20 protein-coding genes are annotated in these 25878 nt (G+C 66.9%); 7 read left to right on the top strand and 13 right to left on the bottom strand.

The genetic code is table 11. The annotated features are described in order from the left end of the window. Window positions 1–12 precede the first annotated feature (12 nt). The 3 genes from dapE to BN2503_RS07300 are packed head-to-tail and all read left to right on the top strand — an operon-like array spanning window position 13 to window position 4072. Complete coding sequence (gene dapE, locus BN2503_RS07310) at window positions 13–1203, top strand: succinyl-diaminopimelate desuccinylase (protein ID WP_054256000.1); 1191 nt, start codon at window positions 13–15, stop codon at window positions 1201–1203. Then, a complete protein-coding gene (prmB, locus tag BN2503_RS07305; protein WP_054255999.1) occupies window positions 1200–2111 on the top strand; it encodes a 50S ribosomal protein L3 N(5)-glutamine methyltransferase in 912 nt (303 codons plus the stop codon). The genes dapE and prmB overlap by 4 nt, the downstream gene beginning before the upstream one ends. Continuing rightward, the gene (locus tag BN2503_RS07300; protein WP_054255998.1) at window positions 2111–4072 is read left to right on the top strand and encodes an ABC-F family ATP-binding cassette domain-containing protein; all 1962 of its coding nucleotides are present in this window, start codon (window positions 2111–2113) and stop codon (window positions 4070–4072) included. Before prmB ends, BN2503_RS07300 begins: the two co-directional genes overlap by 1 nt. Window positions 4073–4367: 295 nt before the next feature. Here BN2503_RS07300 and phbB read toward each other — a convergent pair whose 3' ends face one another. The 3 genes from phbB to BN2503_RS07285 form a co-directional block, all read right to left on the bottom strand. Further along, the gene (gene phbB, locus BN2503_RS07295; RefSeq protein WP_054255997.1) at window positions 4368–5105 is read right to left on the bottom strand and encodes an acetoacetyl-CoA reductase; all 738 of its coding nucleotides are present in this window, start codon (window positions 5103–5105) and stop codon (window positions 4368–4370) included. A 102-nt stretch (window positions 5106–5207) separates the two neighbouring features. After that, the gene (locus BN2503_RS07290; RefSeq protein WP_054255996.1) at window positions 5208–6386 is read right to left on the bottom strand and encodes an acetyl-CoA C-acetyltransferase; all 1179 of its coding nucleotides are present in this window, start codon (window positions 6384–6386) and stop codon (window positions 5208–5210) included. 87 nt (window positions 6387–6473) lie between these two features. Continuing rightward, the gene (locus BN2503_RS07285; RefSeq protein WP_054255995.1) at window positions 6474–8174 is read right to left on the bottom strand and encodes a PHA/PHB synthase family protein; all 1701 of its coding nucleotides are present in this window, start codon (window positions 8172–8174) and stop codon (window positions 6474–6476) included. A gap of 121 nt (window positions 8175–8295) precedes the next feature. On the opposite strand from BN2503_RS07285, the gene BN2503_RS07280 reads away from it, so the two are divergent. Then, window positions 8296–8598, top strand: a complete 303-nt coding sequence (locus tag BN2503_RS07280; RefSeq protein WP_054255994.1) for a hypothetical protein — start codon at window positions 8296–8298, stop codon at window positions 8596–8598. Here BN2503_RS07280 and pgeF read toward each other — a convergent pair. The 3 genes from pgeF to BN2503_RS07265 are packed head-to-tail and all read right to left on the bottom strand — an operon-like array spanning window position 8518 to window position 10438. Next, window positions 8518–9339, bottom strand: coding sequence for a peptidoglycan editing factor PgeF (gene pgeF / locus BN2503_RS07275; RefSeq protein WP_054255993.1), 822 nt, complete (start codon window positions 9337–9339; stop codon window positions 8518–8520). The two genes, BN2503_RS07280 and pgeF, sit on opposite strands and share 81 nt — an antisense overlap. Then, window positions 9339–10010, bottom strand: coding sequence for a maleylacetoacetate isomerase (gene maiA / locus BN2503_RS07270; protein ID WP_054255992.1), 672 nt, complete (start codon window positions 10008–10010; stop codon window positions 9339–9341). Before maiA ends, pgeF begins: the two co-directional genes overlap by 1 nt. Continuing rightward, window positions 10007–10438: a MarR family winged helix-turn-helix transcriptional regulator gene (locus BN2503_RS07265; protein WP_054256054.1), complete on the bottom strand. Its 432-nt coding sequence runs from the start codon at window positions 10436–10438 to the stop codon at window positions 10007–10009. The genes maiA and BN2503_RS07265 overlap by 4 nt, the downstream gene beginning before the upstream one ends. A gap of 94 nt (window positions 10439–10532) precedes the next feature. On the opposite strand from BN2503_RS07265, the gene BN2503_RS07260 reads away from it, so the two are divergent. Beyond that, window positions 10533–11228, top strand: coding sequence for a fumarylacetoacetate hydrolase family protein (locus BN2503_RS07260; RefSeq protein WP_054255991.1), 696 nt, complete (start codon window positions 10533–10535; stop codon window positions 11226–11228). On the opposite strand, the gene BN2503_RS07255 is transcribed toward BN2503_RS07260, so the two are convergent. Beyond that, window positions 11229–11768, bottom strand: a complete 540-nt coding sequence (locus BN2503_RS07255; RefSeq protein WP_054255990.1) for a DUF2242 domain-containing protein — start codon at window positions 11766–11768, stop codon at window positions 11229–11231. A gap of 65 nt (window positions 11769–11833) precedes the next feature. Between BN2503_RS07255 and BN2503_RS07250 the strand changes: the two genes are divergently transcribed. Together BN2503_RS07250 and BN2503_RS07245 are read left to right on the top strand one after the other, a co-directional pair. Next, window positions 11834–12382, top strand: a complete 549-nt coding sequence (locus BN2503_RS07250) for an NUDIX hydrolase (protein WP_054255989.1) — start codon at window positions 11834–11836, stop codon at window positions 12380–12382. 56 nt (window positions 12383–12438) lie between these two features. Continuing rightward, the gene (locus tag BN2503_RS07245) at window positions 12439–12912 is read left to right on the top strand and encodes a copper chaperone PCu(A)C (protein WP_054255988.1); all 474 of its coding nucleotides are present in this window, start codon (window positions 12439–12441) and stop codon (window positions 12910–12912) included. A gap of 182 nt (window positions 12913–13094) precedes the next feature. Here the strand turns inward: BN2503_RS07245 and ligA are convergent, their stop codons facing one another. The 6 genes from ligA to BN2503_RS07215 form a co-directional block, all read right to left on the bottom strand. Continuing rightward, window positions 13095–15185 (bottom strand): NAD-dependent DNA ligase LigA, encoded by a 2091-nt coding sequence (ligA, locus tag BN2503_RS07240; protein WP_054255987.1) that lies wholly within the window; start codon window positions 15183–15185, stop codon window positions 13095–13097. A 69-nt stretch (window positions 15186–15254) separates the two neighbouring features. After that, the gene (locus tag BN2503_RS07235; protein ID WP_054255986.1) at window positions 15255–16409 is read right to left on the bottom strand and encodes a cell division protein ZipA C-terminal FtsZ-binding domain-containing protein; all 1155 of its coding nucleotides are present in this window, start codon (window positions 16407–16409) and stop codon (window positions 15255–15257) included. A 40-nt stretch (window positions 16410–16449) separates the two neighbouring features. Next, complete coding sequence (smc, locus tag BN2503_RS07230) at window positions 16450–19977, bottom strand: chromosome segregation protein SMC (RefSeq protein WP_054255985.1); 3528 nt, start codon at window positions 19975–19977, stop codon at window positions 16450–16452. Window positions 19978–20126: 149 nt separating this feature from the next. Beyond that, window positions 20127–23279, bottom strand: coding sequence for a bifunctional diguanylate cyclase/phosphodiesterase (locus BN2503_RS07225; protein WP_054255984.1), 3153 nt, complete (start codon window positions 23277–23279; stop codon window positions 20127–20129). Between the two features lie 94 nt (window positions 23280–23373). Then, window positions 23374–24771: a D-serine/D-alanine/glycine transporter gene (cycA, locus tag BN2503_RS07220; RefSeq protein WP_054255983.1), complete on the bottom strand. Its 1398-nt coding sequence runs from the start codon at window positions 24769–24771 to the stop codon at window positions 23374–23376. Window positions 24772–25245: 474 nt separating this feature from the next. Further along, window positions 25246–25878: a LysE family translocator gene (locus tag BN2503_RS07215; protein WP_054255982.1), complete on the bottom strand. Its 633-nt coding sequence runs from the start codon at window positions 25876–25878 to the stop codon at window positions 25246–25248.

The following is a 25878-nucleotide window of genomic DNA, read 5'->3' as shown; positions in this document are numbered from 1 at the left end:
CCCGCCCACGCCATGTCCCTTACCTTGCAGCTGACCGAACAGCTGATCGCCCGCCCCTCCGTCACTCCCGAGGACGCAGGCTGCCTCGAACTACTAGCCAGCCGCCTGGAACCCCTGGGCTTCGTCTGCGAACGCATGGACAGCGGCCCCCCTCACTTCCACGTCTGCAATTTATGGGCCAAACGACCTGCAGCGCGCGCCAGTCAAGCGCAAGAAGCTCCTGAAAAGGGAGCAAAAACACTGGTTTTCGCGGGCCATACCGATGTGGTGCCGACCGGCCCCGTAGAGCAGTGGCACAGCGACCCGTTCATCCCCACGCAGCGCGATGGCAAGCTTTACGGCCGGGGCGCCAGCGACATGAAAACCTCGATTGCCGCCTTCGTCGTGGCCGTGGAGGAGTTCCTCGCCGCACACCCTGAGCCGGCCATCGCCATCGCCTTCTTGCTCACCAGCGACGAGGAAGGCCCGTCTGTCGATGGCACCAAGGTCGTGGTCGAGCGCCTGCAAGCGCGCGGCGAGCAGCTGTCGTGGTGCATCGTCGGCGAACCGACTGCGGTGCGCCAGACCGGCGACATGGTGAAGAACGGCCGCCGTGGCACGCTTTCGGGCAAACTCACCGTGCGCGGCGTGCAAGGCCACATCGCCTACCCGCACCTGGCGCGCAACCCTATCCACCAAGCCGTGCCGGCGCTGGCGGAGCTGGCAGCCACCACCTGGGATGCGGGCAACGCCTTCTTCCCCCCCACCAGCTGGCAGATGAGCAACATCCACGCCGGCACGGGTGCCACCAACGTGATTCCGGGCCATGTGGTGGTTGACTTCAACTTCCGCTTCAGCACCGAATCCACGGCCGAAGGCCTAAAGCAGCGCGTGCACGCCCTGCTGGACCGCCACGGCCTGGAGTACGAACTGCTGTGGACACTGGGCGGCCAGCCTTTCCTGACCGAACCGGGCGACCTGCTGAGTGCCGTGCAGCAAGCCATCCATGCGGAAACCGGGCTGGATACCGAGCTGTCCACCACCGGCGGCACCAGCGACGGCCGCTTCATCGCGCAGATCTGCCCGCAGGTCATCGAGCTCGGACCGCCCAACGCCAGCATCCACCAGATCGACGAGCACATCGCACTGGCCGACATCGCACCGCTGAAGAACATCTACCGCCGCACGCTCGAAAACCTCAACGCCCAGGCGCAGCAGCCATGAGCGCCACCGTGCAAGGCGCCACCGTGGGCGCGCTCATCGCCAGCGGCACGGCACGCCTGGAGGCCGCAAGCGCAGGCTTTGGCCACGGCACCGCCAACGCGCACGACGAGGCCGCCTGGCTGGTGCTGTGGCGCCTCGGACTGCCACTGGACAGTGCCCTGGGCGACGAGCCCGACTCCGTGGCAAATCAGCCTGTAACGCCCGCCCAGCAAGCGCTGGTAGCTACGCTTTTTGAAGAACGCATCGCCACGCGCAAGCCTGCGGCGTACCTCACGCGCGAGGCCTGGCTGGTGGGCGTGCCGTTCTACGTGGACGAACGCGCCATAGTGCCGCGCAGCTTCATCGCCGAGCTGCTGGCCGACGGCAGCATCGACGGCTGGCTCAGCGACCAGACGCGCGACGTGCTCGACCTGTGCACCGGCAACGGCAGCCTGGCCGTGCTGGCGGCCATGGCCTGGCCCGAGGTGCAGGTCACCGGCGCCGACATTTCCGCCGATGCGCTGGCCGTGGCCCGCATCAACGTCGAGCGCCACGGCCTGCACGAGCGCGTGCACCTGATGCAGTCCGATGCGCTGGCCGGCGTGCCCGGCCCGTGGGACCTGATTTTGTGCAACCCGCCCTACGTCAATGCCCACAGCATGGCGCAACTGCCCGCCGAATACCGCGCCGAGCCCGAACTGGCGCTGGCCGGCGGCGCCGACGGCATGGACTTCATCCGCCGCCTGCTGCGCGCCGCCCCGGCCTGCATGCGCGAGGACGCCGTGCTGGTGCTCGAAATCGGCAACGAGCGCGCGCATTTCGAGGCGGCCTTTCCCCAATTGCCCGTGTTCTGGCTCGAAACCAGCGCGGGCGAAGACCAGGTGCTGCTCATCACCCGCAGCGCCCTGGCCGACTTTCCCTCTCCCTGATGATCACACTGAAGAACGTCACCTTGCGCCGCAGCGCCAAGGTGCTTCTGGATGGCGTTTCCGCCACCATCAACCCCGGCGAAAAAGTCGGCCTGGTGGGCCGCAACGGCGCCGGCAAATCCACCCTGTTCGCGCTGCTCAACGGCTCGCTGCACGAAGACGGCGGCGACTTCTTCCTGCCGCCGCAGTGGCGCATGGCGCAGGTGGCGCAGCACATGCCCGAAACCGCCGAGCCGGCCACCGCCTTCGTGCTCGACGGCGACACGCGCCTGCTGGCGCTGCGCCTGGCGCTGCAAAAAGCCGAACAGGCGGGCGACGGCATGGCCATTGCCCAGGCGCATTCCGACTTGCACGACGCGGGCGCGCACGACGCCGCCGCGCGCGCGCAGGCACTGATCCTGGGCCTGGGCTTTCAGGTGCACGAGCTGGAACGCCCGGTCAACAGCTTCTCGGGCGGCTGGCGCATGCGCCTGCAGCTGGCGCGCGCGCTGATGTGCCCGAGCGACCTGCTGCTGCTCGACGAACCGACCAACCACCTGGACCTGGACGCGCTGGTCTGGCTCGAAGCCTGGCTGCAGCGCTACGAGGGCACGCTGGTCGTCATCAGCCACGACCGCGAATTCCTCGACGCCGTGACCCAGGTCACGCTGCACATCGACAACGCGCAGCTCACACGCTACGGCGGCAACTACAGCCAGTTCGAGGAACTGCGCGCGCAGCAGCTCACGCTGCAGCAGGCGGCCTACGAGCGCCAGCAAACGAAGATCGCGCACCTGCAGAAGTTCATCGACCGCTTCAAGGCCAAGGCCACCAAGGCCAAGCAGGCGCAAAGCCGCGTCAAGGCGCTGGAGCGCATGGAGAAAATCGCGCCCGTGCTGGCCAGCGCCGATTTCACCTTCGAGTTCAAGGAGCCGCCGAACCTGCCCAACCCCATGCTGGCCATCAGCGACGCGGCCTTCGGTTACCCGCCCGCGGACGGCGGCACGCCCACCACCATCCTGCGCGGCGTCAACCGCACGGTGCTGGCGGGCCAGCGCATCGGCATCCTGGGCGCCAACGGCCAGGGCAAGTCCACGCTGGTGAAAACCATCGCGCGCATGATGCCGCCGCTGGGCGGCAAGGTGACCGAGGGCAAGGGCCTGTCGATTGGCTACTTCGCGCAGCAGGAGCTGGACGTGCTGCACGGCGACGACCACCCGTTGGGCCACATGGTGCGGCTGGCGCGCACGCTGGGCGTGGACGCGCGCGAGCAGGACCTGCGCAATTTCCTGGGCAGCTTCAACTTCAGCGGCGACATGGTGCAGCAGGCCGTGGGCAGCATGAGCGGCGGCGAAAAGGCGCGCCTGGTACTGGCCATGATCGTGTGGCAGCGCCCCAACCTGCTGCTGCTCGACGAGCCTACCAACCACCTCGACCTGGCGACGCGCGAGGCGCTGTCAATGGCGCTCAACGAGTTCGAGGGCACCGTCATGCTGGTCAGCCACGACCGCGCCCTGCTGCGCGCCGTGTGCGACGAGTTCTGGCTGGTGGGACGCGGCCAGGTCGGCCCGTTCGACGGCGACCTGGACGACTACCAGCGCTACCTGCTGGAAGAAGCCCGGCGCCTGCGCGAGCTGGCCCGCGCCACCGCCGAACCGAGCGCCCCCGCGGCGGCTACGGCACCGCTGGCGCGGGATGGCCGCGAGCAGCGCAAGGCCAGTGCGCTGGCCCGCCAGCAGCTGGCCGAGAAAACCAAACCCTTCAAGCGCGAGCTGGAGCAGGTGGACAAGCGCCTGGCGCAGCTCGGTGCGGAGAAGGCGCAGCTCGAGCAGCGCCTGACTGAACCGCTTCCGCCCACCGAGATCGCCGACTGTGGCCGGCGCCTGAAGGCCTGCGGGGACGAAATCGAAACGCTGGAGGAGCGCTGGCTGGTGCTGTCCTCGGAGATCGAAACGCTTGAAGCCGCCCAGGCTTCCTCGTAAAAATCACTTCAAACCCTTTGTAGGCAAGCGCTAGCAGCTATTCCTTTAGGAGCAAAAATTTTTTGCATTTTGCTGTCAACGCCTTGCTTGGACGGTGCGTTGTTTACTCATCAAAGGAGTGATTTGCCATGAACACCACCGCTATCCTGTCTGCCTGGCCCGAAGACGAACGCGATCGCAAACGCGCACCCGCCCGCCTCTGAGCGCGGGCAGCGTGCAGGCTGCTTCGCGGTACATCGTACTTTGATCCACAAAAAAACCCGCCTCGGCGGGTTTTTTTGTGGGCGCAAGGCGCTCAGTTCATGTGCAGGCCACCGTTGACCGAGAACTCAGCGCCCGTGGCGTAGCCGCCCTCGTCGCTGGCGAGCCAGGCGATGATGGAAGCGATCTCGCTGGGCTCACCCAGGCGCTTGACGGGCACGGTCGCCACGATCTTCTCCAGCACGTCGGGACGGATGGCTTTCACCATGTCAGTGCCGATATAGCCAGGCGCCACGGTGTTCACCGTCACGCCCTTGGTGGCCAACTCCTGCGCCAGCGCCATGGTGAAGCCGTGCATGCCGGCCTTGGCGGCGGAATAGTTGGTCTGGCCTGCCTGGCCCTTCTCACCGTTCACGCTGGAGATGTTGATGATGCGGCCCCAGCCCTTTTCCACCATGTCGGCCACCACCTGCTTGGTGACGTTGAACATGCTGTTGAGGTTGGTGTCGATCACTTGCGCCCAATCGTCGGGCGTCATCTTCAGGAACATGCGGTCGCGCGTAATACCCGCGTTGTTCACCAGCACGTCGATGCTGCCGTGCTCGGCCTTGGCCTTGGAAAAAGCCTCGACGGTGGAATTCCAGTCACCAACATCGCCCACCGAGGCGTGGAAGGTGTAGCCCAAGGCCTTCTGCTCGTCCAGCCACTTTTGAAAGTCACGCGTCGGGCCGCAACCCGCGATGACAGTGAAGCCTTCCTTGTGAAGACGCTGGCAGATCGCGGTGCCGATACCGCCCATGCCGCCAGTGACATACGCTACTTTCTGACTCATTCTCTTGCTCCTGTTGTGATAGATGCCTTGGTCACTCTAACCAAGATTCGTGCATTGCCATGCTGTGGCAAACACCGAGGCCGCCGGCCTCGGTGCGTTTTCTTAGCGTTCCAGCGCCAGCGACACGCCCATGCCGCCACCGATGCACAGCGCCGCCAGGCCCTTCTTGGCGTCGCGGCGCTGCATTTCGTGCAGCAGCGTGACCAGCACACGGCAGCCCGAGGCGCCGATGGGGTGGCCGATGGCAATGGCGCCGCCATTGACGTTGACCTTGGCGGGGTCAACGCCCAGCTCCTTGTTCACCGCGCAGGCCTGGGCAGCGAAGGCCTCGTTCAGTTCGAACAGCTCGACGTCCGCCACGTTCCAGCCCGCACGCTGCAGCGCCTTGCGCGAGGCGGGCACCGGGCCCATGCCCATGGTGGCCGGATCGAGGCCAGAGGTGCCATAGGCCGCGATACGCGCCAGCGGCTTCAGGCCCAGTGCAGCGGCCTTCTTGGCGCTCATCACCACCACAGCGGCAGCGCCGTCGTTGATGCCCGAGGCATTGCCCGCCGTCACCGTGCCGGCCTTGTCAAAGGCTGGGCGCAGCCCCGCCAGCGCCTCGGCGTTAGTCTTGCGGTTGAGGTATTCGTCCACGTTGAAGAGGATGGGATCCCCCTTCTTCTGCGCCAGGCTCACGCCGACGATTTCATCCACGAAGCGGCCCGCATCCTGCGCGGCGGCCGCCTTTTGCTGGCTGGCCAGGGCCAGCGCGTCCTGCATGTCGCGTGTGATGCCGTACTGCTTGGCCACGTTTTCGGCGGTGATGCCCATGTGGTACTGGTTGTACACATCCCACAGGCCATCGACGATCATGGTGTCGGTCATCTTCCAGTCGCCCATGCGCTGGCCGTCGCGCGAGCCATTGAGAACGTGGGGCGACAGGCTCATGTTCTCCTGGCCACCGGCTACCACGATCTCGCTGTCACCGGTGGCGACGGCCTGGGCAGCGAGCATCACGGCCTTCAGGCCCGAGCCGCACACGGCGTTGATGGTCAGGGCCGGGGTTTCCTTGGCCACTCCGGCCTTCATCAGAGCCTGGCGCGCCGGGTTCTGGCCGCAGCCCGCCGCCAGCACCTGGCCCATGATGACTTCTCCGACCTGGTCCAGCCCGACCTTGGCACGTGCCAGAGCCTCCTGAATGACGATGGCGCCGAGCGCCGAGGCCGGCGTCTTGGCGAGGGAGCCGCCGAACTTGCCCACAGGCGTGCGAACGGCTGAAACGATGACGATGTCTTCCATGGCAGTCTTTCTAGTTACAACAGAGATGCATGCGCCGCAGCGGCAGCGGCACGGCGATGAAGAAGCGCTTGCAGGAACAAGGGAATGTCAGGCTTTTTGCTTCACGTAGCGGCCCGGCGCCGGCTCGATGGCCTTGAAGCGCGGCGCTTTGCCATAGGCCTTGGGCGCAGCGATCTGCTTGCCGGCATGTGCTTGCAGCCAAGCAGCCCAGTCGGGCCACCAGCTGCCCTTGTGCTCTGTGGCACCCGTCAGCCATTCGTCCAGCGTGGGCGGAAGCTCTCCGTCGGCGCGAATCCAATGGCTGCGCTTGCCTTTGGCGGGCGGGTTGATGACGCCCGCAATATGCCCCGATGCCCCCATCACGAAGCGCTTGTCCCCGGGTAGCGCCTGGGTCGAAGCGTAGGCCGCGGTAATGGGGACGATGTGATCCTCGCGCGAGCCATAGATGTAGACAGGCAGATCGACGCGCCCCAGGTCGATCTTCTCGCCGCACACGGTGAGCGCGTCGGGCTGCACCAGCTTGTTTTCCAGGTAAAAGTTGCGCAGGTACCAGGCGTAGTAGGGGCCGGGCAGGTTGGTGCTGTCGCTGTTCCAGTAGAGCAGGTCAAACGGCGGCGGGGTCTCGCCCTTGAGGTAGTTGCCCACCACGTAGTTCCAGACCAGGTCGTTGGGCCGCAGGAAGCTGAAGGTAGAGGCCAGATCCTGCCCCTTCATCAGTCCGCCCTGCCCCAGCTGCATCTCGCGGAAACGCACGAAGGCTTCGTCAATGAAGACGTCGAGGATCCCGGTGTCGGCAAAGTCGATCAGGGTGGTCAGGAAGGTGGCACTGGCCACCGGTTCCTCGCCACGCGCCGCCAACACGGCCAGGGCATTGGCCAGCATGGTGCCGCCGACACAAAAGCCCAGGGCATTGATCTGCTCGGCCCCGGCGATCTTCTGCACCGTCGCGATGGCCGTGAGCACGGCCTCGTCGATGTAGTCGTCCCAGGTCCTGTGGCCCAGCGAGGCATCTGGATTGCGCCAGCTCACCACGAAGGTCCGATGCCCCTGCTCGATCGCGTAGCGCACCAGCGAATTCTCGGGCTGCAGATCGAGGATGTAGAACTTGTTGATGCACGGCGGCACCATCAGGAAAGGACGCTCGTACACCTTGGCCGTGAGCGGCTTGTACTCGATGAGCTGGAACAAGTCGTTCTCGAACACCACCGCGCCCTCGGTGGTGGCGACGTTGCGCCCCACCTCGAACAGGCTCTCGTCGGTCATTGACACATGGCCCTGGCGCAAGTCGTGCAGCAAATTGGCAATGCCCTTGGCAATGCTTTCGCCCTGTGTTTCCAAGGCCTTTTTCTGCGCATCGGGATTGAACGCGAGGAAATTACTCGGCGCCATGGCCGCCATCCATTGTTCAACGCCAAAACGGATACGCGCGCGGGTTTTTTCGTCGGCTTCGACCGCTTCGGCCAACTGCATCAGCGTGCGTGCATTGAGCAAATAGGCAGCGGCTGAAAATGCAGCGACGGGATTTTGCGCCCAGCCTTCACCGGAAAAGCGTTTGTCCCCCGCCGCCGACGTTCCCTGCTGCAGCCCTTTTTGCCAGAGATCGCTGGCTTCCTGCAGGTATTGGGCCTGCAGTGCCTGGAGTTTTTCAGGCGCGAGGCGCAAGGGCATGGGTGCCTTGGCGCTGCCCAAATCCATTTTCTGGAAAGAATCCAGAGCCTGGCTCCAGCCATTGGCGAACATTTGCTGGAATTGCTGGGCGCCTTCGCCCCAGATTGCTTCAGAATTCATGCCTTGGTCTCTTTGAGTGGAATGCCGTGGTGGTTTTACCATTGTTGCCCAGGGCGAATGGCAAAAGCAACGATTGCATCGCAGTCTAGTCGCCCATTGGGCTGTTTTTCACATTTTCTCCATGTACCTCGTCATCATTGCATGGCTGTACGTCACGCTGATGATGGCGCTGGCGGAAGCCACCAGCAGCACCGGCAGCGTGCTGGGCGCTATCGTCACCTTCGTGCTGTACGGGCTGCTGCCCATGGCGATCGTGGCTTACATCCTGGGAACTCCCGGGCGCAAGCGGGCCCTGCAGGCACGCCGGGAGGCCGAGCAGCAGGCGTGGCTGGCCGCGCAGGGGTCAGGCGATCCAAACGCAGGCGGCAAAGCGCCCGCTACCGCCGAGGGTGGCGTTGTCGCGCCGGTGCGAAAAGAACCGTGACGGATTGGCCACCGTGCACCACTGCGCACTGCCGTCGTTGCCATAGAGGGCAGTGACGCCCAGCGCAGCCAGCCGCCGCCGCGCCAACGCCGGCAAATCCGCCAGGAACTTCCCCCCGGCCTGCGGGCTGAAATGCGCCTGCGCTCCGGGGTCGGCGTCGCAGAAGGCTGCCCGCACCTCGGCCCCCACCTCGAACGCCTGCGGCCCGATACACGGCCCGAGCCAGGCGAGTGTGTCACGCGCTATGGTTTCAGGAGCTGCTGGCGCTTTATCAGCTTGGGCCAAGGCCGAAAATTCCTTGAAAGCAGACTCCAGTACCCCCTGCCCCTCAGCCCCCGCCAGGCCGCGCCAGCCGGCATGCGCGGCGGCTACCACGCGGCCGCTGCGGTGCGCCAGCAGAACCGGCAGGCAGTCGGCCACCATGATGGTGCACACACGCCCCGGCACGTTGCTAACGCAGGCATCGGCGCACGCGCCGTCGGCGCGCGAAGCGTCCAGAGGCAAGCACTGCGCGCCATGCACCTGCCGCAGGAACACCGCATGTGCGCCCGGGCTGTGCTGCTCCAGCGCCTGCTGCAGGAGCAGACGGTTGGCCATGACGGACTCTGGCCTATCGCCCACATGGTCGCCCAGGTTCAAGCTGTCGTACGGCGCGGCACTGGTGCCGCCCGCACGCGTGGTGCACAGCGCGTGCACGCCAGCGAGCGCGGGCCAGTCGGGAATGATCCAGTCGGGGTGCATCAGGCTTCGCTGTCCGGGCAGGCCGATGGCTGCGCCTGCTGGAAGACAGGCAGCTGCATGCACGCGGCATGCACCCCCATCGTCAGTGGCAGGTTGTCCAGGCGCACCTGGAAACGCTGGGCATTGAAAAGCTGCGGCACGAGGCAGCAGTCGGCCAGCGTCGGGGCGTCGCCCCAGCAGTAGCGCGAAGGCGCCATGCCCTCGCGCGCGCGCTCCTCGGCCAGCAGCGCGAGCTGGCGCTCGAAGGCCTCCAGGCCACCGCGCACCCAATGGTGGTACCAGGCGGTCTTGGATTCCTCGCTGGCGTGCACGCCATGCACCAGGTACTTGAGCACACGCAGGTTGTTGAGCGGATGGATGTCGCAGGCCACCATCTGCGCCAGACCGCGAACGCGCGCGCGCGCCACAGCGCCGGCGGGCAGCAACCGGGGGGTGTCGGGGTAGGCTTCCTCCAAGTATTCGATGATGGCCATCGACTGCCCCAGGACATGCCCATCGCTGGTCTGCAGCTGCGGTACCAGCGCATCCCCCTGGCGCTGCGCATGCGCGGGCTGCAGGTGCTCCCCGCGCACCAGGTGCACGGGCACGTAGGTGTAATCGAGCCCCTTGAGCTGCAACGCGATGCGCACGCGGTACGAGGCTGAAGAGCGAAAGTAGCTGTAAAGCTTCATGGCGAGCCCTCTTCGAGCTTGGACAGCAACAGGCTCAGTTGCGCGCGCTCCTCGGGCGCCAGTGGTGCCACCAGGCGCTCCTGGATGCGCGGTGCCGCCAGCGCCATCTCTGCGCCCGCCTGTGCGCCCTCAGGGGTAATCCACAGCAGCTTGCGGCGCCGGTCACGCGGATCGCACTCCCGCCGCAGCCAGCCGCGCGCCTCCAGACGGCCAATGGCCGAACCCGATGTGGCGGCGTCAAGCGCCACATGGGCCGCCAGCGTCACCTGATCGACCCCAGGCTTGTCCATCAGCGTCATGAGGATGGCGAACTGCACCGGCGTGACGTCGAAGCGCGCCATCTCCTCGGCGAATATCGCCACGGAACGCTGGTGTGCGCGCCGCACCAGATGGCCTGGCGCCCGCCGGAAGTCATAGCCTCGTGTCATGGCGGCAGTGTAGCCCCAGGGATGCGCTGCACGAAACACCGCCCGTAGCACGCTGGACGCATGGCAAACTGCAGGTTTTTGCCCTGGTGCCGCCATGTCCTACGTGATCGTTCCTCCCCAGCAAGCCAGCGTGCCCGTGCTAGGCACGCAAGACCGCTTTCCGGTGCACCGCATTTACTGCGTTGGCCGCAATTACGCCGAGCATGCACAGGAAATGGGGTTCACCGGCCGGGAGCCGCCATTCTTCTTTCTCAAGCCTGCCGATACGGTGCTTCCCGTGGCCTCCGGTGCCACTGGCCACATGCCCTATCCCAGCCTGACAAGCAACCTGCACCATGAGATCGAGCTCGTCGTCGCCATCGGTGTGGGCGGCAGCAACATCGCCGCCCGCGACGCAGCACGCCACATCTACGGCTACGCCGTGGGCCTGGACATGACGCGCCGCGATCTGCAAAACGACATGAAGAAGCAGGGCCGCCCCTGGTGCATTGGCAAGGGCTTTGAGCACAGCGCTCCCATCGGGCCGATCACGCCCGCCGCGCAGGCCGGCGACATCGCCAGCGCCGCCATCTGGCTGCAGGTTAACGGCCAGGAGCGCCAGCGCAGCAGCATTGACCGGCTGATCTGGAACATCGGCGAAACGCTGGAACAGCTCTCCAGCGCATGGGAGCTGCAACCGGGCGATCTGGTCTTCACCGGCACGCCCGAAGGCGTGGGTGCCGTGCAGCGCGGCGACCTGCTGGAAGGCGGTATCGAGGGCCTGGGCAGTCTGCGCGTGCAGATCGACTGATCACTGCGCCAGGTGCTCGCCCAGCAGGTCAAAGAAGCTGCGGTAGAAATGCGGGTCGGAAATCGTCTGCGTACCAACCTTGACCATGCCGTCGTTGCTGCCCTCCACGGGCAGCGACAGCGAGCCCAAACCGCCCACGCCGAGAGAGGCCGAATGGTTGGCCTTGCGCACCGCATGCAGCTCCTGCACCGCCACGGCGAAAACCACCGCCGCGTCGCCCGCCTCGGTGGCGCACACCACGCGCATTTCCAGCGGCACATGGGCCTCGGCGCTGGGCTGGAAGAATTTACGCCCCGTGACCTGCTCGTCACTGGCGCTGCTGATCACATAGCCCTGGCTCAGCAGCGTGCGGCGAGCCGCCTCGCATGCCAGCGCGGGAGACGTTTCATAGAAGCGCGAAAAACCCGCCGCCGCGCTGAAGGCCTCTGGCTCGAAGCGCACCAGCGGCGCCGCCTGGCGCTGAAAGCACCCTGCCAAGGCGCCGCACAGCGCCAATACGGCCATGGCACGCCCCCACCGCACCGGAATCCCCAAAGCCATCACAGCCAACGCTCCTTGCTTCACGGTTTGAAAAACGTAGCATCGTACAACGGCACAATTAGCCCATGATGTTCCAACGCACCATCCGGTGTTGCCGCACTTGCGGCAGCGCCGTCGAGTACCGCATTCCCGACGATGGCGACACCCGCGAGCGCGCCGTCTGCCCCGCCTGCCACACCATCCACTACGAGAACCCGCTCAATGTGGTGGGCACCATACCCGTGCTGGACGGCAAGGTGCTGCTGTGCAAGCGCAACATCGAGCCCCGCAAGGGCAAGTGGACGCTGCCCGCTGGATTCATGGAGCTGCAGGAAACCAGCGCCCAGGGCGCAGCCCGCGAAACTTTGGAAGAAGCCGGCGCACAGTTCACGCTGGGGCCGCTGTTCTCGCTGCTCAACGTGCCGCGCGTGGGCCAGGTCCACCTGTTCTACCGCGCCACGCTGCTGAGCGATGTGTTCGCGCCGGGCTACGAAACCATGGAAGCGCGCCTGTTCACCGAGGAAGAAGTGCCCTGGGACGAACTGGCCTTTCGCACCGTGCGCGAAACGCTGCTGCGCTACTTTGCCGACTGCCGCACGGGGGCGTTCGGCGTGCACTGCATCGACGTCGAATGACGCCACATCCGGCCTCACCCTCACCCCTTTTTCACTTCCTTTGCAAAGGCAACACGATGAAGTCTCTGATCCGCACACTCACCCTTGCCACCGCCCTGGCTGCAGCTGGCGCCGCCCACGCCCAGGTCACCGTCAAGGACGCCTGGGTCCGCGCCACCGTGGCGCAGCAGAAGGCCACCGGCGCCTTCATGCGCCTAGAGTCGGCGCAGGACACCAAGCTCGTCGGCGCTTCGTCCCCGCTGACCGCCACGGTGGAAGTGCACGAGATGCTGATGCAAGACAACGTGATGAAAATGCGCGAAGTGCCCGCCATCGAAGTGCCCGCGGGCAAGCCCGTCGATCTGAAGCCGGGGGGCTACCACATCATGCTGATGAACCTGCCGCAGCAGGTCAAGGCAGGCGACGACATCCCGCTGGCCCTGGTTTTCGAGGACAAGGACGGCAAGCGCACCACGGTCAACGTACAAGCCCCGGCGCGCGCGCTGAACCCCACTCCCGCACCGCACGACCACGGCGGACACAAGCACTAAAGAGAAACACCCCCGTGCCCTCTCTCACGCTTTGCGTGGGAGGGGGCACGCAGCCAGCACCGCTGGCTGCCTGGTCCAGGCCCCGGTTTCTTGGCCTGCCGGAAACCGTAGCGCCCGGCAAAGCGAAATATCCATCAAAATCGCCGAAAAGCCTTGCTGGATAAGCGCCAGCAGCTATCAAATCAGGAGAATTCTGCGCCACCCGGCAACTGCCCTTGCAGCAGCGCGCGCAGGCCGTCTTCATCCAGCACCGGGATGCCCAGGGCCTGCGCCTTGTCCAGCTTGCTACCGGCCTCAGCACCGGCCACAACGCAGTAGGTTTTCTTACTGACCGAGCCTGCCACCTTGGCGCCCGCCGCTTCGAGCAGGTCCTTGGCCTCGTCGCGGCCCAGCGTGGGCAGCGTGCCCGTCAACACGATGGTCTTGCCCGCCAGCGGCAGCGTGGCACCTTCGACGGGTGCGCACTCCTCCCAGGCCACGCCACAGGCGCGTAGCTGCGCCACCACCTCGCGGTTGTGCGGCTGGGCAAAGAAGGTGTGAATGCTCTGCGCCACCACGGGGCCAACGTCGTTGACCTGCAGAAGCTGGTCCACGCTGGCCTCCATGATGGCGTCCAGCGCGCCGAAATGACGCGCCAAGTCCTTGGCCGTGGCCTCGCCCACATGGCGAATGCCCAGCCCGAACAGGAAGCGCGGCAGCGTGGTGCGCTTGGACTGCTCCAGCGCATCGAGCACGTTCTGCGCCGACTTCTCCGCCATGCGATCCAGTCCCGCCAGGGCCTGCACGTCCAGGCGAAACAAGTCGGGCAGCGTGCGGATCACATCGCCGTCGATCAGCTGATCCACCAGCTTCTCGCCCAGGCCCTCCACATCCATTGCACGGCGCTGGGCGAAATGCAGCACCGCCTGCTTGCGCTGCGCGGGGCAGAACAGACCGCCGGAGCAGCGGTGGTTCATCTCGCCCGGCTCCCGCACCACGGCACTGCCACAGATCGGGCACTGCGCAGGCATGCGGAAATTGGGCACATACGCTGCGCGCGGCGCGGGCACCACGCCCACGACTTCGGGGATTACGTCACCCGCGCGGCGCACGATCACCTGGTCGCCCACGCGCACACGCTTGCGGCGCAGCTCGAACAGGTTGTGCAGCGTGGCGTTGGTCACGGTAACGCCGCCCACGAACACCGGCGCCAGGCGCGCCACGGGCGTGAGCTTGCCGGTGCGGCCCACCTGCACGTCGATCCCTTCGACGCGCGTCATCATTTCCTGCGCCGGGTATTTGTGCGCCACGGCCCAGCGCGGCTCGCGTGTCACAAAACCGAGTTGTCTTTGCAGCGCCAGGCTGTTGACTTTGTAGACCACGCCATCGATGTCGTAGGGCAACTGGTCCCGCGCGGCGCCGATGCGCTGGTGAAACGCTACCAACTCACTAGCACCCAGCGCAATCCCCGCCTGGGCTGCAACCGGAAAACCCCAAGTTTTGAGCTTCTCCAGCACCTCGAAGTGCGTGGCGAACTCAGCGCCCTGCACCTCCCCCAGCCCGTAGGCAAAGAACGACAGTGGCCGCTGCGCGGCAATGCCCGAATCGAGCTGGCGCACGGCGCCGGCAGCGGCGTTGCGCGGGTTCACGAAGGTCTTGCCGCCCTGCTCACGCTGGCGCTCGTTGAGCGCGTCGAAATCTGCCCGGCGCATATAGACCTCGCCCCGCACCTCCAGCACGGGAGGCACGCCCGCAGGCAATGCCAGCGGAATCTGGCGGATGGTGCGAACGTTGTGCGTCACGTCCTCGCCCACCTCGCCGTCGCCGCGCGTGGCGGCCTGCACCAGGCGGCCCTCCTCATAGCGCAGGCTCATGGCCAGGCCGTCGAACTTGGGCTCGGCCACGTATTCGACAGGCGGCGCATCCGGTGGCAGCTTCAGCTCGCGCCGGATGCGTGCATCGAACGCTTCTGCGCCCGAGGCCTCGGTGTCGGTTTCAGTGCGGATGGAGAGCATGGGCACGCGGTGGCGCACGGACGCCAGCCCCTCCATCACCGCGCCAATCACGCGCTGCGTAGGCGAGTCGGGCGTCACCAGGCTGGGGTAGGCATCTTCAAGCGCCTGCAGCTGCCGGAACACGCGGTCGTACTCGGCATCTGGCACGCTGGGGGCGTCCTGCACGTAGTACTCATGGGCCCAGGCGTTAAGCTGGGCGCGCAATGCTTCTACTTTCGTAGCTACCAGCGGAGGTGCCGCGGGCTCTGGCGCCGAAAAAAGGTCGGATTGTTCAGCCATGCGAAAAGTGCTCCCCTCGGGGCGCAGTGCGGTGGCATGCCGCACAGACCCCACACATCAGTCGCCCCATCAGCTGAACAACCGGCGCGCCAGCGCCGATCCGGCAGACAGCTCACGCTGGTCGAGCACGTCGTAGAGCTGCTCCAGGTCGGCGGCGATGGCGTCCATGGCCATGGCGGGCAGCGGGTTGCCATCCTGGTCGCAGAGTACGCCGTCCATGGCCTGGCACAGTGCCGTGGCCACTTCGCGCAGGCGCGCGAAGGGTTGCTCGCCGCGCGGCACCTGGGGCACATCCAGGCTCAGCGCCAGATCGCGCACGGCAGACTGGTCCGGGTCCTCGGACAAGGCCGCATGCTGGTCGCAGGCCAGGTGCAACAGCGGCGCCTGGCCGGGGGTGGAGCTGGGCAACACCAGGCGCCCAGCGATGGGGCCGGGCACGAAGCCCAGGCGGGCAGCACACTGCTGTACGTAGCCCGGGCTCCAGGCGGCCTGGCGTGCGCGCAGCATGAAGGACAGCTGCGCATCGTGTTCGCCGGCGAACTGGTCCAGCTCGCGCGCGCGGGCAATCTCATGCGGCATATTGGGAAACTCAGGGGCGGCATTCACCGCATCGCAGAACGCCTGGGCCTTGCCGACGAATTCAGAGAACTCGATCTGGCTCAGCGCGCCCGTGCGGTTGGCCAACTGCACCCCGGCCTGGAACGCCATGTAGCGCTGGCCCGGCTGCGGCGGCTCCCACAGCTTGGTGGTGGCGTTGAAGCCTTCGATGGCAAAAGGCTTGCTGCCCGCGCGGCGCGTGGGCGGCAAGGCCGCCAGCGCGGCATCGCCAGAGACCAGGTTCTCCACCAGCAGCGAGGCCATGGCGTCGATCAGCGGGTCGAGCTGCAGGCGGCGCTCGTGCGCCGGTGCCGGGGTGGGAATGTGCAGCGCATCGTGTGCGTCCACCGTGGGTACGTGCTGCTGCGCCAGCACGTCGGGATCGGCGGGCGCCAGGCTCGGCTCGTTCAGCGGCATGGGTGCAGGCGCCACGGCGCCGTCAAACGACGGCTCTTGGCGCAGCGCCGGTTCGGGCGGCAGCGACGGCTCCTGCCCCTCCCGGCCGTCACGGCTTTCGGGCAGCGCGCGCCGGGGCGTGTTGCGGTGGGTGTTCCAGGCGTTGTAGGCCACGATGACCGCCAGCACGATGCCGCCGATGATGGCCAGGCTGAGTTGCAAGGTACTCATAGAAGATGGTTCTCTGTAGTAGTGCGGCGCATGCCGTGCCTCATAGCTCCGCCATGGAAAGGGCCGACTCCATGTCCACTGCCACGATACGCGACACGCCCTGCTCCTGCATGGTCACGCCAATGAGCTGCTGCGCCATTTCCATGGCGATCTTGTTGTGGCTGATGAACAGGAACTGCGTGCCCCGGCTCATGGCCGACACCAGCTTGGCGTAGCGCTCGGTGTTGGCGTCGTCCAGCGGCGCGTCCACCTCGTCGAGCAGGCAGAACGGCGCCGGGTTGAGCTGGAAGATGGCGAACACCAGCGCGATGGCGGTGAGCGCCTTCTCGCCGCCCGAGAGCAGGTGGATGGTCTGGTTCTTCTTGCCTGGCGGCTGCGCCATGACCTGCACGCCGGCGTCGAGGATTTCGTCGCCAGTCATGATGAGGCGCGCCTGCCCGCCGCCAAACAACTCGGGGAACATGCGGCCGAAGTGGCCGTTGACGGTTTCAAAGGTGCCCGAGAGCAGTTCGCGCGTCTCGGCGTCAATCTTCTGGATCGCCGCCTCCAGCGTATTCATGGCCAGCGTCAGGTCTTCGGTCTGCGCGTCCAGGAAGGTTTTGCGCTCCCGTGCCAGCGTGAGCTCATCCAGCGCTGCGAGGTTGACCGCGCCCAAGGCCTGGATTTCGCGGTGCAGCCGGTCGATCTCACCCTGCAGGCCGTGCAGGCGTACATTGCCCTCGGAGATGGACTGCGCCACGGCCGCCAGGTCGGCCTGCGCGTCGGCCAGCAGCTGGCTGTACTGCTCCAGGCCCAGGCGCGCGGCCTGCTCCTTGAGCTGGAATTCGGTGATGCGCTGGCGCAGCGGGTCCAGCGTGCGCTCGGCCTGCATGCGCCGCTCGTCGCTGGCGCGCAGCTGCGCCGTCAGGCCGTCGTACTGGCTGCGGCACTCGCCCAGCGCCTTCTCGCGCGCCAGCTTCAGCGCCAGCGCGTCCTCCAGGCCGCCCTGCGCAGCGGCGGCGGACAGGCGCGACTGCTCCTCGCGCGCGCGCTGCTCCTCGTCCTGCAGGGCACGCGCCTGCTGCTGGGCCGTCTCGATGGTGCGCGACAGTTCGGCCCGGCGCGCCTGCAGGCTGCGCTGCGAGAACGTGGCCTCCTGTGCCTGGCGCTCCAGCGCGCGCTGCTGCTCGCGGCATTCATTCAGCCGGCGCTCGGCTTCGATCACGGCGTCGCCCAGCTGCGCCTCGCGCTCCTGGCTGTCGGCGAGCTGTATGTCGAGCTCCTCGAAGCGCGCCTCGGCGGCAACGCTGCGCTCCTGCAGGTCGTCAAGCTGCGCCGTGACTTCGGCCAAGTCGCCATCGATCTGCTGGCTGCGCGCGCGCATCTGCTCGGCCTGCTGCGCCAGGCGCAGGGTTTCGACCTGCAGGGCATGCGCCTGGGCCTGGGCCTCGCTGGCCTCGCGGCGCGCCGCCACCAGGCGCTGCGCGGCGTCGGCGTACTGGCCCTCGGCGCGCACCAGCGCGGTACGCGCCTCGTCGCAAATCAGCGCCTGGGCGCGCAGCTCCTTGTCCAGGTGCTCGATCTCCTGTGCGCGAGCCAGCAGCCCGGCCTGCTCCGAATCCTGCGCGTAAAAGCCCACGCTGTACGGCCCCACGGCATGCCCGCTGGGTACGTAAATGGTCTCGCCCGGCTGCAGACTGGCGCGCTGGGCCAGGGCATCGTCCAGCGTGGCGGCGGTGTAGCAGCCATGCAGCCACTGCACCAGCAGCGCACGCAAGCCGCCATCGCTCACGCGCAGCAGGGCCGACAGGCGTTGCAAAGACGCAGGCGGCTCGGCGGCACCTTCGCCGGGCGGCAGGCTGTAGAAGGCCAGGCGCGCGGGCGGTGCGTCGTGCGCGCCGCTGCCCAGAAAGCCGCGCACGCTCTCCAGCCGCCCGACTTCCAGCGCCCCCATGCGCTCACGCAGTGCGGCCTCCAGCGCGTTTTCCCAGCCCTGCTCGACGTGGATGCGGCTCCACAGGCCCGGCAAACCATCGAGCCCGTGCTGCGCCAGCCAGGGCTGGAGCTTGCCGGAGACCTTCACTTTTTCCTGCAAAGCCTTAAGGGCCTCCATGCGCGCCGACAGGTCGGCCTGGCGCGCGCTCTCCTGGTTCACCGCCTGCTGGCGCGTGCGGCGGTCTTCGTCGAGCTGGGGCACGGCCTCCTGCAGCTCGAACAGCACGGCCTCGGCCATTTCAGCGCTGTCCTGCGCACTGGCAAGCTGCGCCTGCAAGTCCGCCAAACGGGCCTCATCGGGTGCAGCCAGTGCGTTGCGGTCGGCGCGCAGGCGCTCGTGGCGCGTCTCTTGCTGGCGGCGCTGTTCGTCGATGCTGCGCTGCTCGGCGGCCAGCACCTGGATTTGCTGCTGCACTTGCACCACGGCGGCGCGCTGCGTGGCGGCGCGCGACTGCGCCTGGCGCAGCGCATCTTCCAGGTCGGGCAGGCGCGCGGCCTGCTCCTCCACCTGGGCGGCGAGTATCTCGGCCTGCTCCTCGGCGTCCATGCCTGCGCCTTCGAGGTTTTCCATCTCGGCGGCGGCTTCCTCGCGGCGCGCGGCCCACTGCGCAGCCTGCTCGGCCAGCTGCGCCAGGCGCTGCTCGACACGCTGGCGGCCTTCGACCACGTAGCGGATCTCGGCTTCGAGCTTGCCAACCTCGGCCGTGGCCTCGTAGAGCTGGCCCTGGGCCTGGTTCACGGCATCGCCCGCGGCGTAGTGGGCCTGGCGGATGGCCTCCAGGTCGGCCTCGACGTGGCGCAGCTCGGCCATGCGCGCTTCCAGGTCGTTCACGGCCTGCAGGCCCTCGGTGCGCACGCGGTTCTGTTCTTCCTCGGCGTCGGCGCGCTTGAGGAACCAGAGCTGGTGCTGCTTGAGTGTCACGTCCTGCTGCAGGCCGTGGTAGCGCGCGGCTACCTCGGCCTGTTTTTCGAGCCGCTCCAGGTTGGCGTTCAGCTCGCGCAGGATGTCTTCGACGCGCGTGAGGTTCTCGCGCGTGTCGGCCAGGCGGTTTTCCGTCTCGCGGCGGCGCTCCTTGTACTTGGAGACGCCGGCCGCCTCCTCCAGGAACAGGCGCAGTTCCTCGGGGCGGCTTTCGATGATGCGGCTGATGGTGCCCTGGCCGATGATGGCGTAGGCGCGCGGGCCCAGGCCGGTGCCCAGGAACACGTCCTGCACGTCGCGGCGGCGCACCGGCTGGTTGTTGATGTAGTAGCTGCTGTTGCCGTCGCGCGTGAGCACGCGCTTGACGGCGATCTCGCCGAACTGGCTCCACTGCCCGCCCGCGCGGTGGTCGCTGTTGTCGAACGTGAGTTCCACGCTGGCGCGGCTGGCGGGCTTGCGGCTGGTGGTGCCGTTGAAGATCACGTCCTGCATGCTCTCGCCGCGCAGCTCGCTGGCCTTGCTCTCGCCCAGCACCCAGCGCACGGCGTCCATGATGTTGGACTTGCCGCAGCCGTTCGGCCCCACCACGCCCACCAGTTGCCCGGGCAGCATGAAGTTGGTGGGCTCGGCGAAGGACTTGAAGCCGGAGAGCTTGATGGACTGGAGACGCACGGGGCAGGCAGGTATGAAGGGGGCGCGTGGTCGGGAAAGCCCTGAATCATACCGTGACCGCCCCGCGCGCACGGCCCCCATGCGGGTTTTGACATTCAGGCAAAAATCAGGCGCTAGCCCTTTGCAGGAAAGCGCTGGCAGCTATTCTTTCAGGAGCTTTGGCCGTCGGCCTCCTGGCGCAGCACCAGCGCCTCGAACTCGGCCACGGGCAGCGGGCGGCTCAGCAGGTAGCCCTGCCAGGCGTGGCAGTCGCTGCGCGCGAGGAATTCGCGCTGCGCCTCGGTCTCCACGCCCTCGGCGATGACGTGCAGGCCCAGGCTGGTGCCCAGCGCGACGATGGTGCGGGCGATGGTGGCGTCGTTGGGGTCGGTGAGCACGTCGCGCACGAAGCCCTGGTCGATCTTGAGCTGGTCCAGCGGCAGGCGCTTGAGGTACGACAGCGACGAGTAGCCGGTGCCGAAGTCGTCGAGCGAGAAGCCCACGCCGTAGCCCTTGAGCTGCACCATCTTGGCGATGGTGTCCTCCACGTCCTGCAGCAGCAGCCCCTCGGTCAGCTCCAGCTTGAGATGGCGCGCGTCGGCGCCCGAGCCCGCCAGCGCCGCCAGCACCTGCGACACGAACGCCGCCTGGTGGAACTGGCGCGGGCTGACGTTGACGGCCAGCGTCAGGTGCGCCAGCGCGGGCTGCCGCGCCCAGGCGGCGAGCTGGCGGCAGGCCGCCTGCAGCACCCATTCGCCCAGCGGCAGGATCAGGCCGGTTTCCTCGGCCAGCGGCACGAAGGCGGCGGGCGAGACGAAGCCGTCGCGCGGGTGGCGCCAGCGCAGCAGGCACTCGCAGCCGGTGATGCGGCCGTGGTCCATCTGCGCCTGGTAAAACAGCTCGAACTGGCCTTGCTCCAGGCCCGCGCGCATGTCCAGCTCCAGCGCGGCGCGGGCGTGCACCACAGCCTGGATGCGCGGGTCGTAGAACTGCAGCGTATCGCGCCCCGCCGCCTTGGCCTGGTACATGGCCAGGTCGGCGCGCTTGAGCAGGTCATCCACGCTCTCGCCCAGCCCCTGGAAAATGGCCGCGCCCATGCTTACGGTGGCATGCCAGGGCTCGCCACCAAGCATGTAGGGCGCGCGCAGCGCCGCCTGGATGCGCTGCGCCACCTCCTGCGCTTGCACGGCGGCGTCTGCCGCGTTGTCCGCCAGCGATTCCAGCACCACCATGAACTCGTCGTCGCCATGGCGCGCCACGGTGTGCTCCTCGTGCGTGCAGGCACGCAGGCGCTCCGCCACCTGGCGCAGCAGCATGTCGCCCCAGTCGTGGCCGCGCGTTTCGTTGATGGTCTTGAAGTGGTCCAGATCGAGCATGAGCAGCGCGCCGCAGCGCCCGGTCTGGGCGCTGGTCGCCATGGCCTGGCGCACCTGGTCGAGCAGCATGCGCCGGTTGGGCAGGCCGGTCAGGGGGTCGTAATAGGCCAGGTAGGTAGCCTCTTCCTCGGCGGCCTTGCGCTCGCTCAAGTCCTCAAAAATCACCAGGTGATCCGCCCCAAGCAGCACGCCGGAGATGTCCACGATGCGGTGCTGCCCATCGCGGCAGGTGATGTCGTACTCGCCCGCGCGGATGCTGCCGTCGCCCTGGCGCGCCGCGTCGCACAGTGCATCCCAATGGCGGCGCGTGCGTTCGCGCAACTGCGCGTCTGGGTAGGCACGCTCCCACCAATGCTGCGTGCCGTCCACGTCTTGCTCGGTGTAACCGGTGATCTGCACGAAACTGCGGTTGCGGAACACGATGCGCTCGCCCCCTTGCACCAGCAGCACGCCCACGGGCAAGTGGTCGAGGATGTCGCGCAAGTTGCGCTCGCTTTCGCGCAACTGCTCCTGCATGCGGCGGCGCCCCGTGATGTCCTGGATCACGCTGACGTTGTAGACCGGCGCCTCGCCAGGCTGCCAGATGGGCGAAACCGTGAGATCGACCCAGACCTCGTCGCCCCCCTTGCGCAGCAGGCGCTTTTCCATGTGAAAGGCGGTGATGTCGCCAGCCGCCAGGCGCTTGAGCTGCGCCTCGTTGGCGGCATAGTCATCGGGATGGCACAGGCTTTGCACGTCGCGCTGCAGCAGCTCCTCGGCGCTGTAGCCGACGATGTCGCAGTAGCGCTGGTTCACGCGCAGGATCTGGCCCGTATCCACGCGCGTGAGCGACACGCCCACCGCCGCCTGGTTGAACACCGCGCGAAAACGCTGCTCGCTCTGCTCCAGGGCTTCGTTGGAGGACTGCGCCTCGCCCAATGCCAGGGCACGCTCACGCACCAGCAGGCTGGCCAGCACAGCCAGCAGCAGCGTCAGCGCCACGCCCGCGCTGCCCATCCACCAAGGCAACTGGCGCTCCACGTCCGAGAGCATGGAGCGCGTGGGCACGAAGGTCAGGCGCCAGCGCCGGTCGTGCACCTGCAGCACGCGCAGCTCACGCGCCGCCGAGGTGTCGGGCCAGACGCCGAACTGGCCCAGCAGCGCCGGCGCCAGCGCGGGTGCGGTTGTGGGTGCAGCGTTGTCGGCCACGCTGCCCACATCTTCAAGCCGTAGCGCCACGCCATTGAAGAAACCCGCTGATGCGATGGCATCGAGCATGGCGCTGACCCGCACGGAAACACCGACCGAGCCGACGAAGCCCGCGCCCGTCCCCTCGGCAAAGATGGGCTCGCGCAGGATGAAACCTTGGCGCTGCTCCTTCTCCTGCAGCAGCTCGAACGGTGCCGACACGACGGGCTGGCCCGTAGCACGCGCTGCCAACACGGCCGCCAGGTTGGTTGGCTGCGAGCTGATGTCCAGCCCCCAGATGCGCTCGTTGCCCTCCCAGGGCCAGAGGTATTCGATGACGTAGTGGTCGGGCCCGTCCGTGAGCTGGCTCAGGATCTCCTGCTGGGCGCGCTCACCCGTGCGCCCCTGGGCGCGCAGGCGCTGCGTGAACGCAGGCAACCCCTGCGTGGGCACCCAGCGGGAGAAGTGGAGATTGCGGATCTCGGGATAGCGCTGGCGTATCGAACGCTCGGCCGCGACACGCTCGAAATCGCGGTAGCCCAGGTCCGGATTGACCAGAAACAGGTCGCGCATGCCCGAGACGATCTCGGTGTAGGCGACGATGCGCTGCTCGATAGCGTTGGCCGACGAGCGCACCTCTTCAGTGAAGCGCACGTTGGCAATGGTCTCGCTGGCGCTGCGCTGCTGCTGGACCAGCGCATAGGTCAGCGCCAGGCCCACCAGCGCCACCGCCAGGCCCGGTATCCAGGATCTGATTAAAGAAGATGCCTTCGCGCCCATGCCGTGAACCACTCCCGGTTGGTCTTCGCCCTGCTTTCGCCTGTGCCCAGGATAGCGTGCTTCGCGCCGCCGCGCGTGGGTAGCTACCCTGCCATCACCTTGCCGGGCGCTGGCGCATCGCCCGGTAGGCCAACGCCAGAAGCACGAACCATGCCGGTGTAGCCAGCAGCGCCTGACGTGTATCAGCTTCCAGCGTCAGCAGTACCAGAATGCCGACGAAGAACGCAAGGCAGGTCCAGCACATGGCGATGCCGCCAGGCATCTTGTAGCGCGAGGCTGCGTGCAGTGCCGGGCGCTGGCGGCGGTAGGCGATGTACGACAGCAAGATCAGCGACCACACAAACATGAACAAAATGGCCGACACCGTGGTGACCAGCGTAAACGCCTGCACTAGATCGGGAATCACCCACATCAGGAACGCCCCCCCGAGCAGGCAGGCGCAGGAAAAGATCAGCCCGCGCGAAGGCACGCTGGCACGCGACAGCTGGTGAAACGCCTGCGGCGCATCCCCTTTCAGCGCCAGGCCGTAGAGCATGCGGCTGGTGGAAAACACCCCGCTGTTGGCCGAAGAGGCCGCCGAGGTCAGCACCACGAAGTTGATGATGCCCGCCGCCGCCGGCAGACCGGCCAGCACGAACAGCTCGACGAACGGGCTCTTGTGCGGCACCACGTCGCGCCAGGGCGTGACAGCCATGATGGCCAGCAGCGCGCACACATAAAACACGATGATGCGCACCGGAATGGAATTGATGGCACGCGGCAGCGTGCGCTCGGGGTCCTTGGCCTCGGCGGCGGTGGTGCCCACCAGCTCAATGCCAACGAAAGCGAACACCGCGATCTGGAACCCGGCGAAGAAGCCCATGGCCCCGTGCGGGAACATACCGCCGTCGTTCCACAGGTTGGCCAGGCTGGCCTGGCGCCCCGTGGGTGCCGTAAAGCCCGTGGTCACCATGTACAGGCCCGTGCCCACCAGGGTGACGATGGCCACGATCTTGATCATGGCGAACCAAAACTCAATTTCGCCGAACAGCTTGACCGTGAGCAGGTTCAGCGCCAGCAGCAGGCCCACGCAGGCAATGGCCGGCGCCCATTGCGGCACGCCAGGAAACCAGAACTGCGCGTAGGCCGAGATGGCGATCACGTCGGCGATGCCCGTGATGATCCAGCAGAACCAGTAGGTCCAGCCCGTGAAGAACCCGGCCCAGGGGCCGAGCAGGTCGTCGGAGAAGTCGATGAACGAGCGGTACTGCAGGTTCGACAGCAGCAACTCGCCCATGGCGCGCATCACGAAGAACAGCATCACGCCGATGATGGCGTAGACGAACACGATGGACGGCCCGGCCAGGCTGATGGTCTTGCCCGAGCCCATGAACAGGCCCGTGCCAATGGCGCCGCCGATGGCGATGAGCTGGATGTGGCGGTTGGTGAGGTTGCGCTGCAGGTCGTCTTGGCCGTGCGTGCGCCTTGCGTCGGAGGGGACCTTGTGGGTCATGGCAAAGGCTCTCGTGGATGGGGGGATGAACAGGCGCCCGTTCCTGGCACCTTTGTCTCAACCAGACCAAAAGAGCCGGGGCCGCGCAGCGGCGCCGCAGCAAACACCGACGAAACGGGCAAGAGGGCGAGCATAAACCAAGGGAAAACCCTGAAATGCGTACCGACAAACGATCCCCAGCGCGCACAAAATACAAGTCAAATCGGCCTCAAACCCTTTCCAGAAAAGCGCAAGCAGCTATCAAAATAGGAACGTCTTCACGGCCTTTTCATAGTGTCCCTTGCCCGACCAAGGCGGCTGGTGCAAGGCGCAACCTGTCCGGTGGCCCAGCCCGCTTTGGCAACGCCGCACATGCCACTTGTGGAAAGCCCCCTTTCAGGCAAGGCAGCAAAAAGCCGCACGCGGCGGTGCCCGCCTGGCGCAATGCCACACCAAGACAGACGCGTCGAGGAATTTGCTTGAACCGACGCGGGGTCACCCCCCACCGGCAGAGCGCCGCGCGGCCAGCAAGCCGACGCCCGCAGTGCCCAGCAGCGCGGCGCACACGCGGTTGAACCACTGGCGCCGCCGGGGTGCGGCAAACCAGCGGCGCAGGTGGCTGCCGATGGCGGCGTAGGCCGCGATCGCCACCCACTCCAGCAGCAGGAACCACGCGCCCAGCTCGGCGAACTGCGCCATGGCGGGTGCCGTGGCGTCGATGAACTGCGGTAGGAAAGCCGTGAAGATCAGAATCGCCTTGGGGTTGCCCGCCGCCACCCAAAACTCCTGCCGCACCAGGCCCCAGCGCGTGCGGCGGCAGGCCACGGGTGCCTGGGCCTCGGCAGGCGCGGTGCGCCACAGCTGCAGCGCGAGGTAGAACAGGTAGAACGCGCCCGCGACCTTGATGGCCAGGAACAGCGCCTCGGACGCCTGCAGCACCACCGCCAGCCCGGTGGCAGCGATGGCGATCATTGCGGCGAAGGCCAGCAAACGCCCTGCCCCGGCCAGGCAGGCTACGCCAAAGCCATGGCGCGTGGCGTTCGACACCGACAACAGGTTGTTCGGCCCCGGCGCCATGTTCAAAGCGAAGCAGGCGGGCAGAAAGATCAACAGCGTTTCAGTTTTCAT

The sequence above is a fragment of the Paenacidovorax caeni genome, from assembly GCF_001298675.1.
GTDB classification, from domain to species: Bacteria; Pseudomonadota; Gammaproteobacteria; order Burkholderiales; family Burkholderiaceae_C; genus Paenacidovorax; species Paenacidovorax caeni.
Note: the sequence above shows the minus strand (reverse complement) of the source record. Positions and strands in the feature narration are given on the sequence as shown.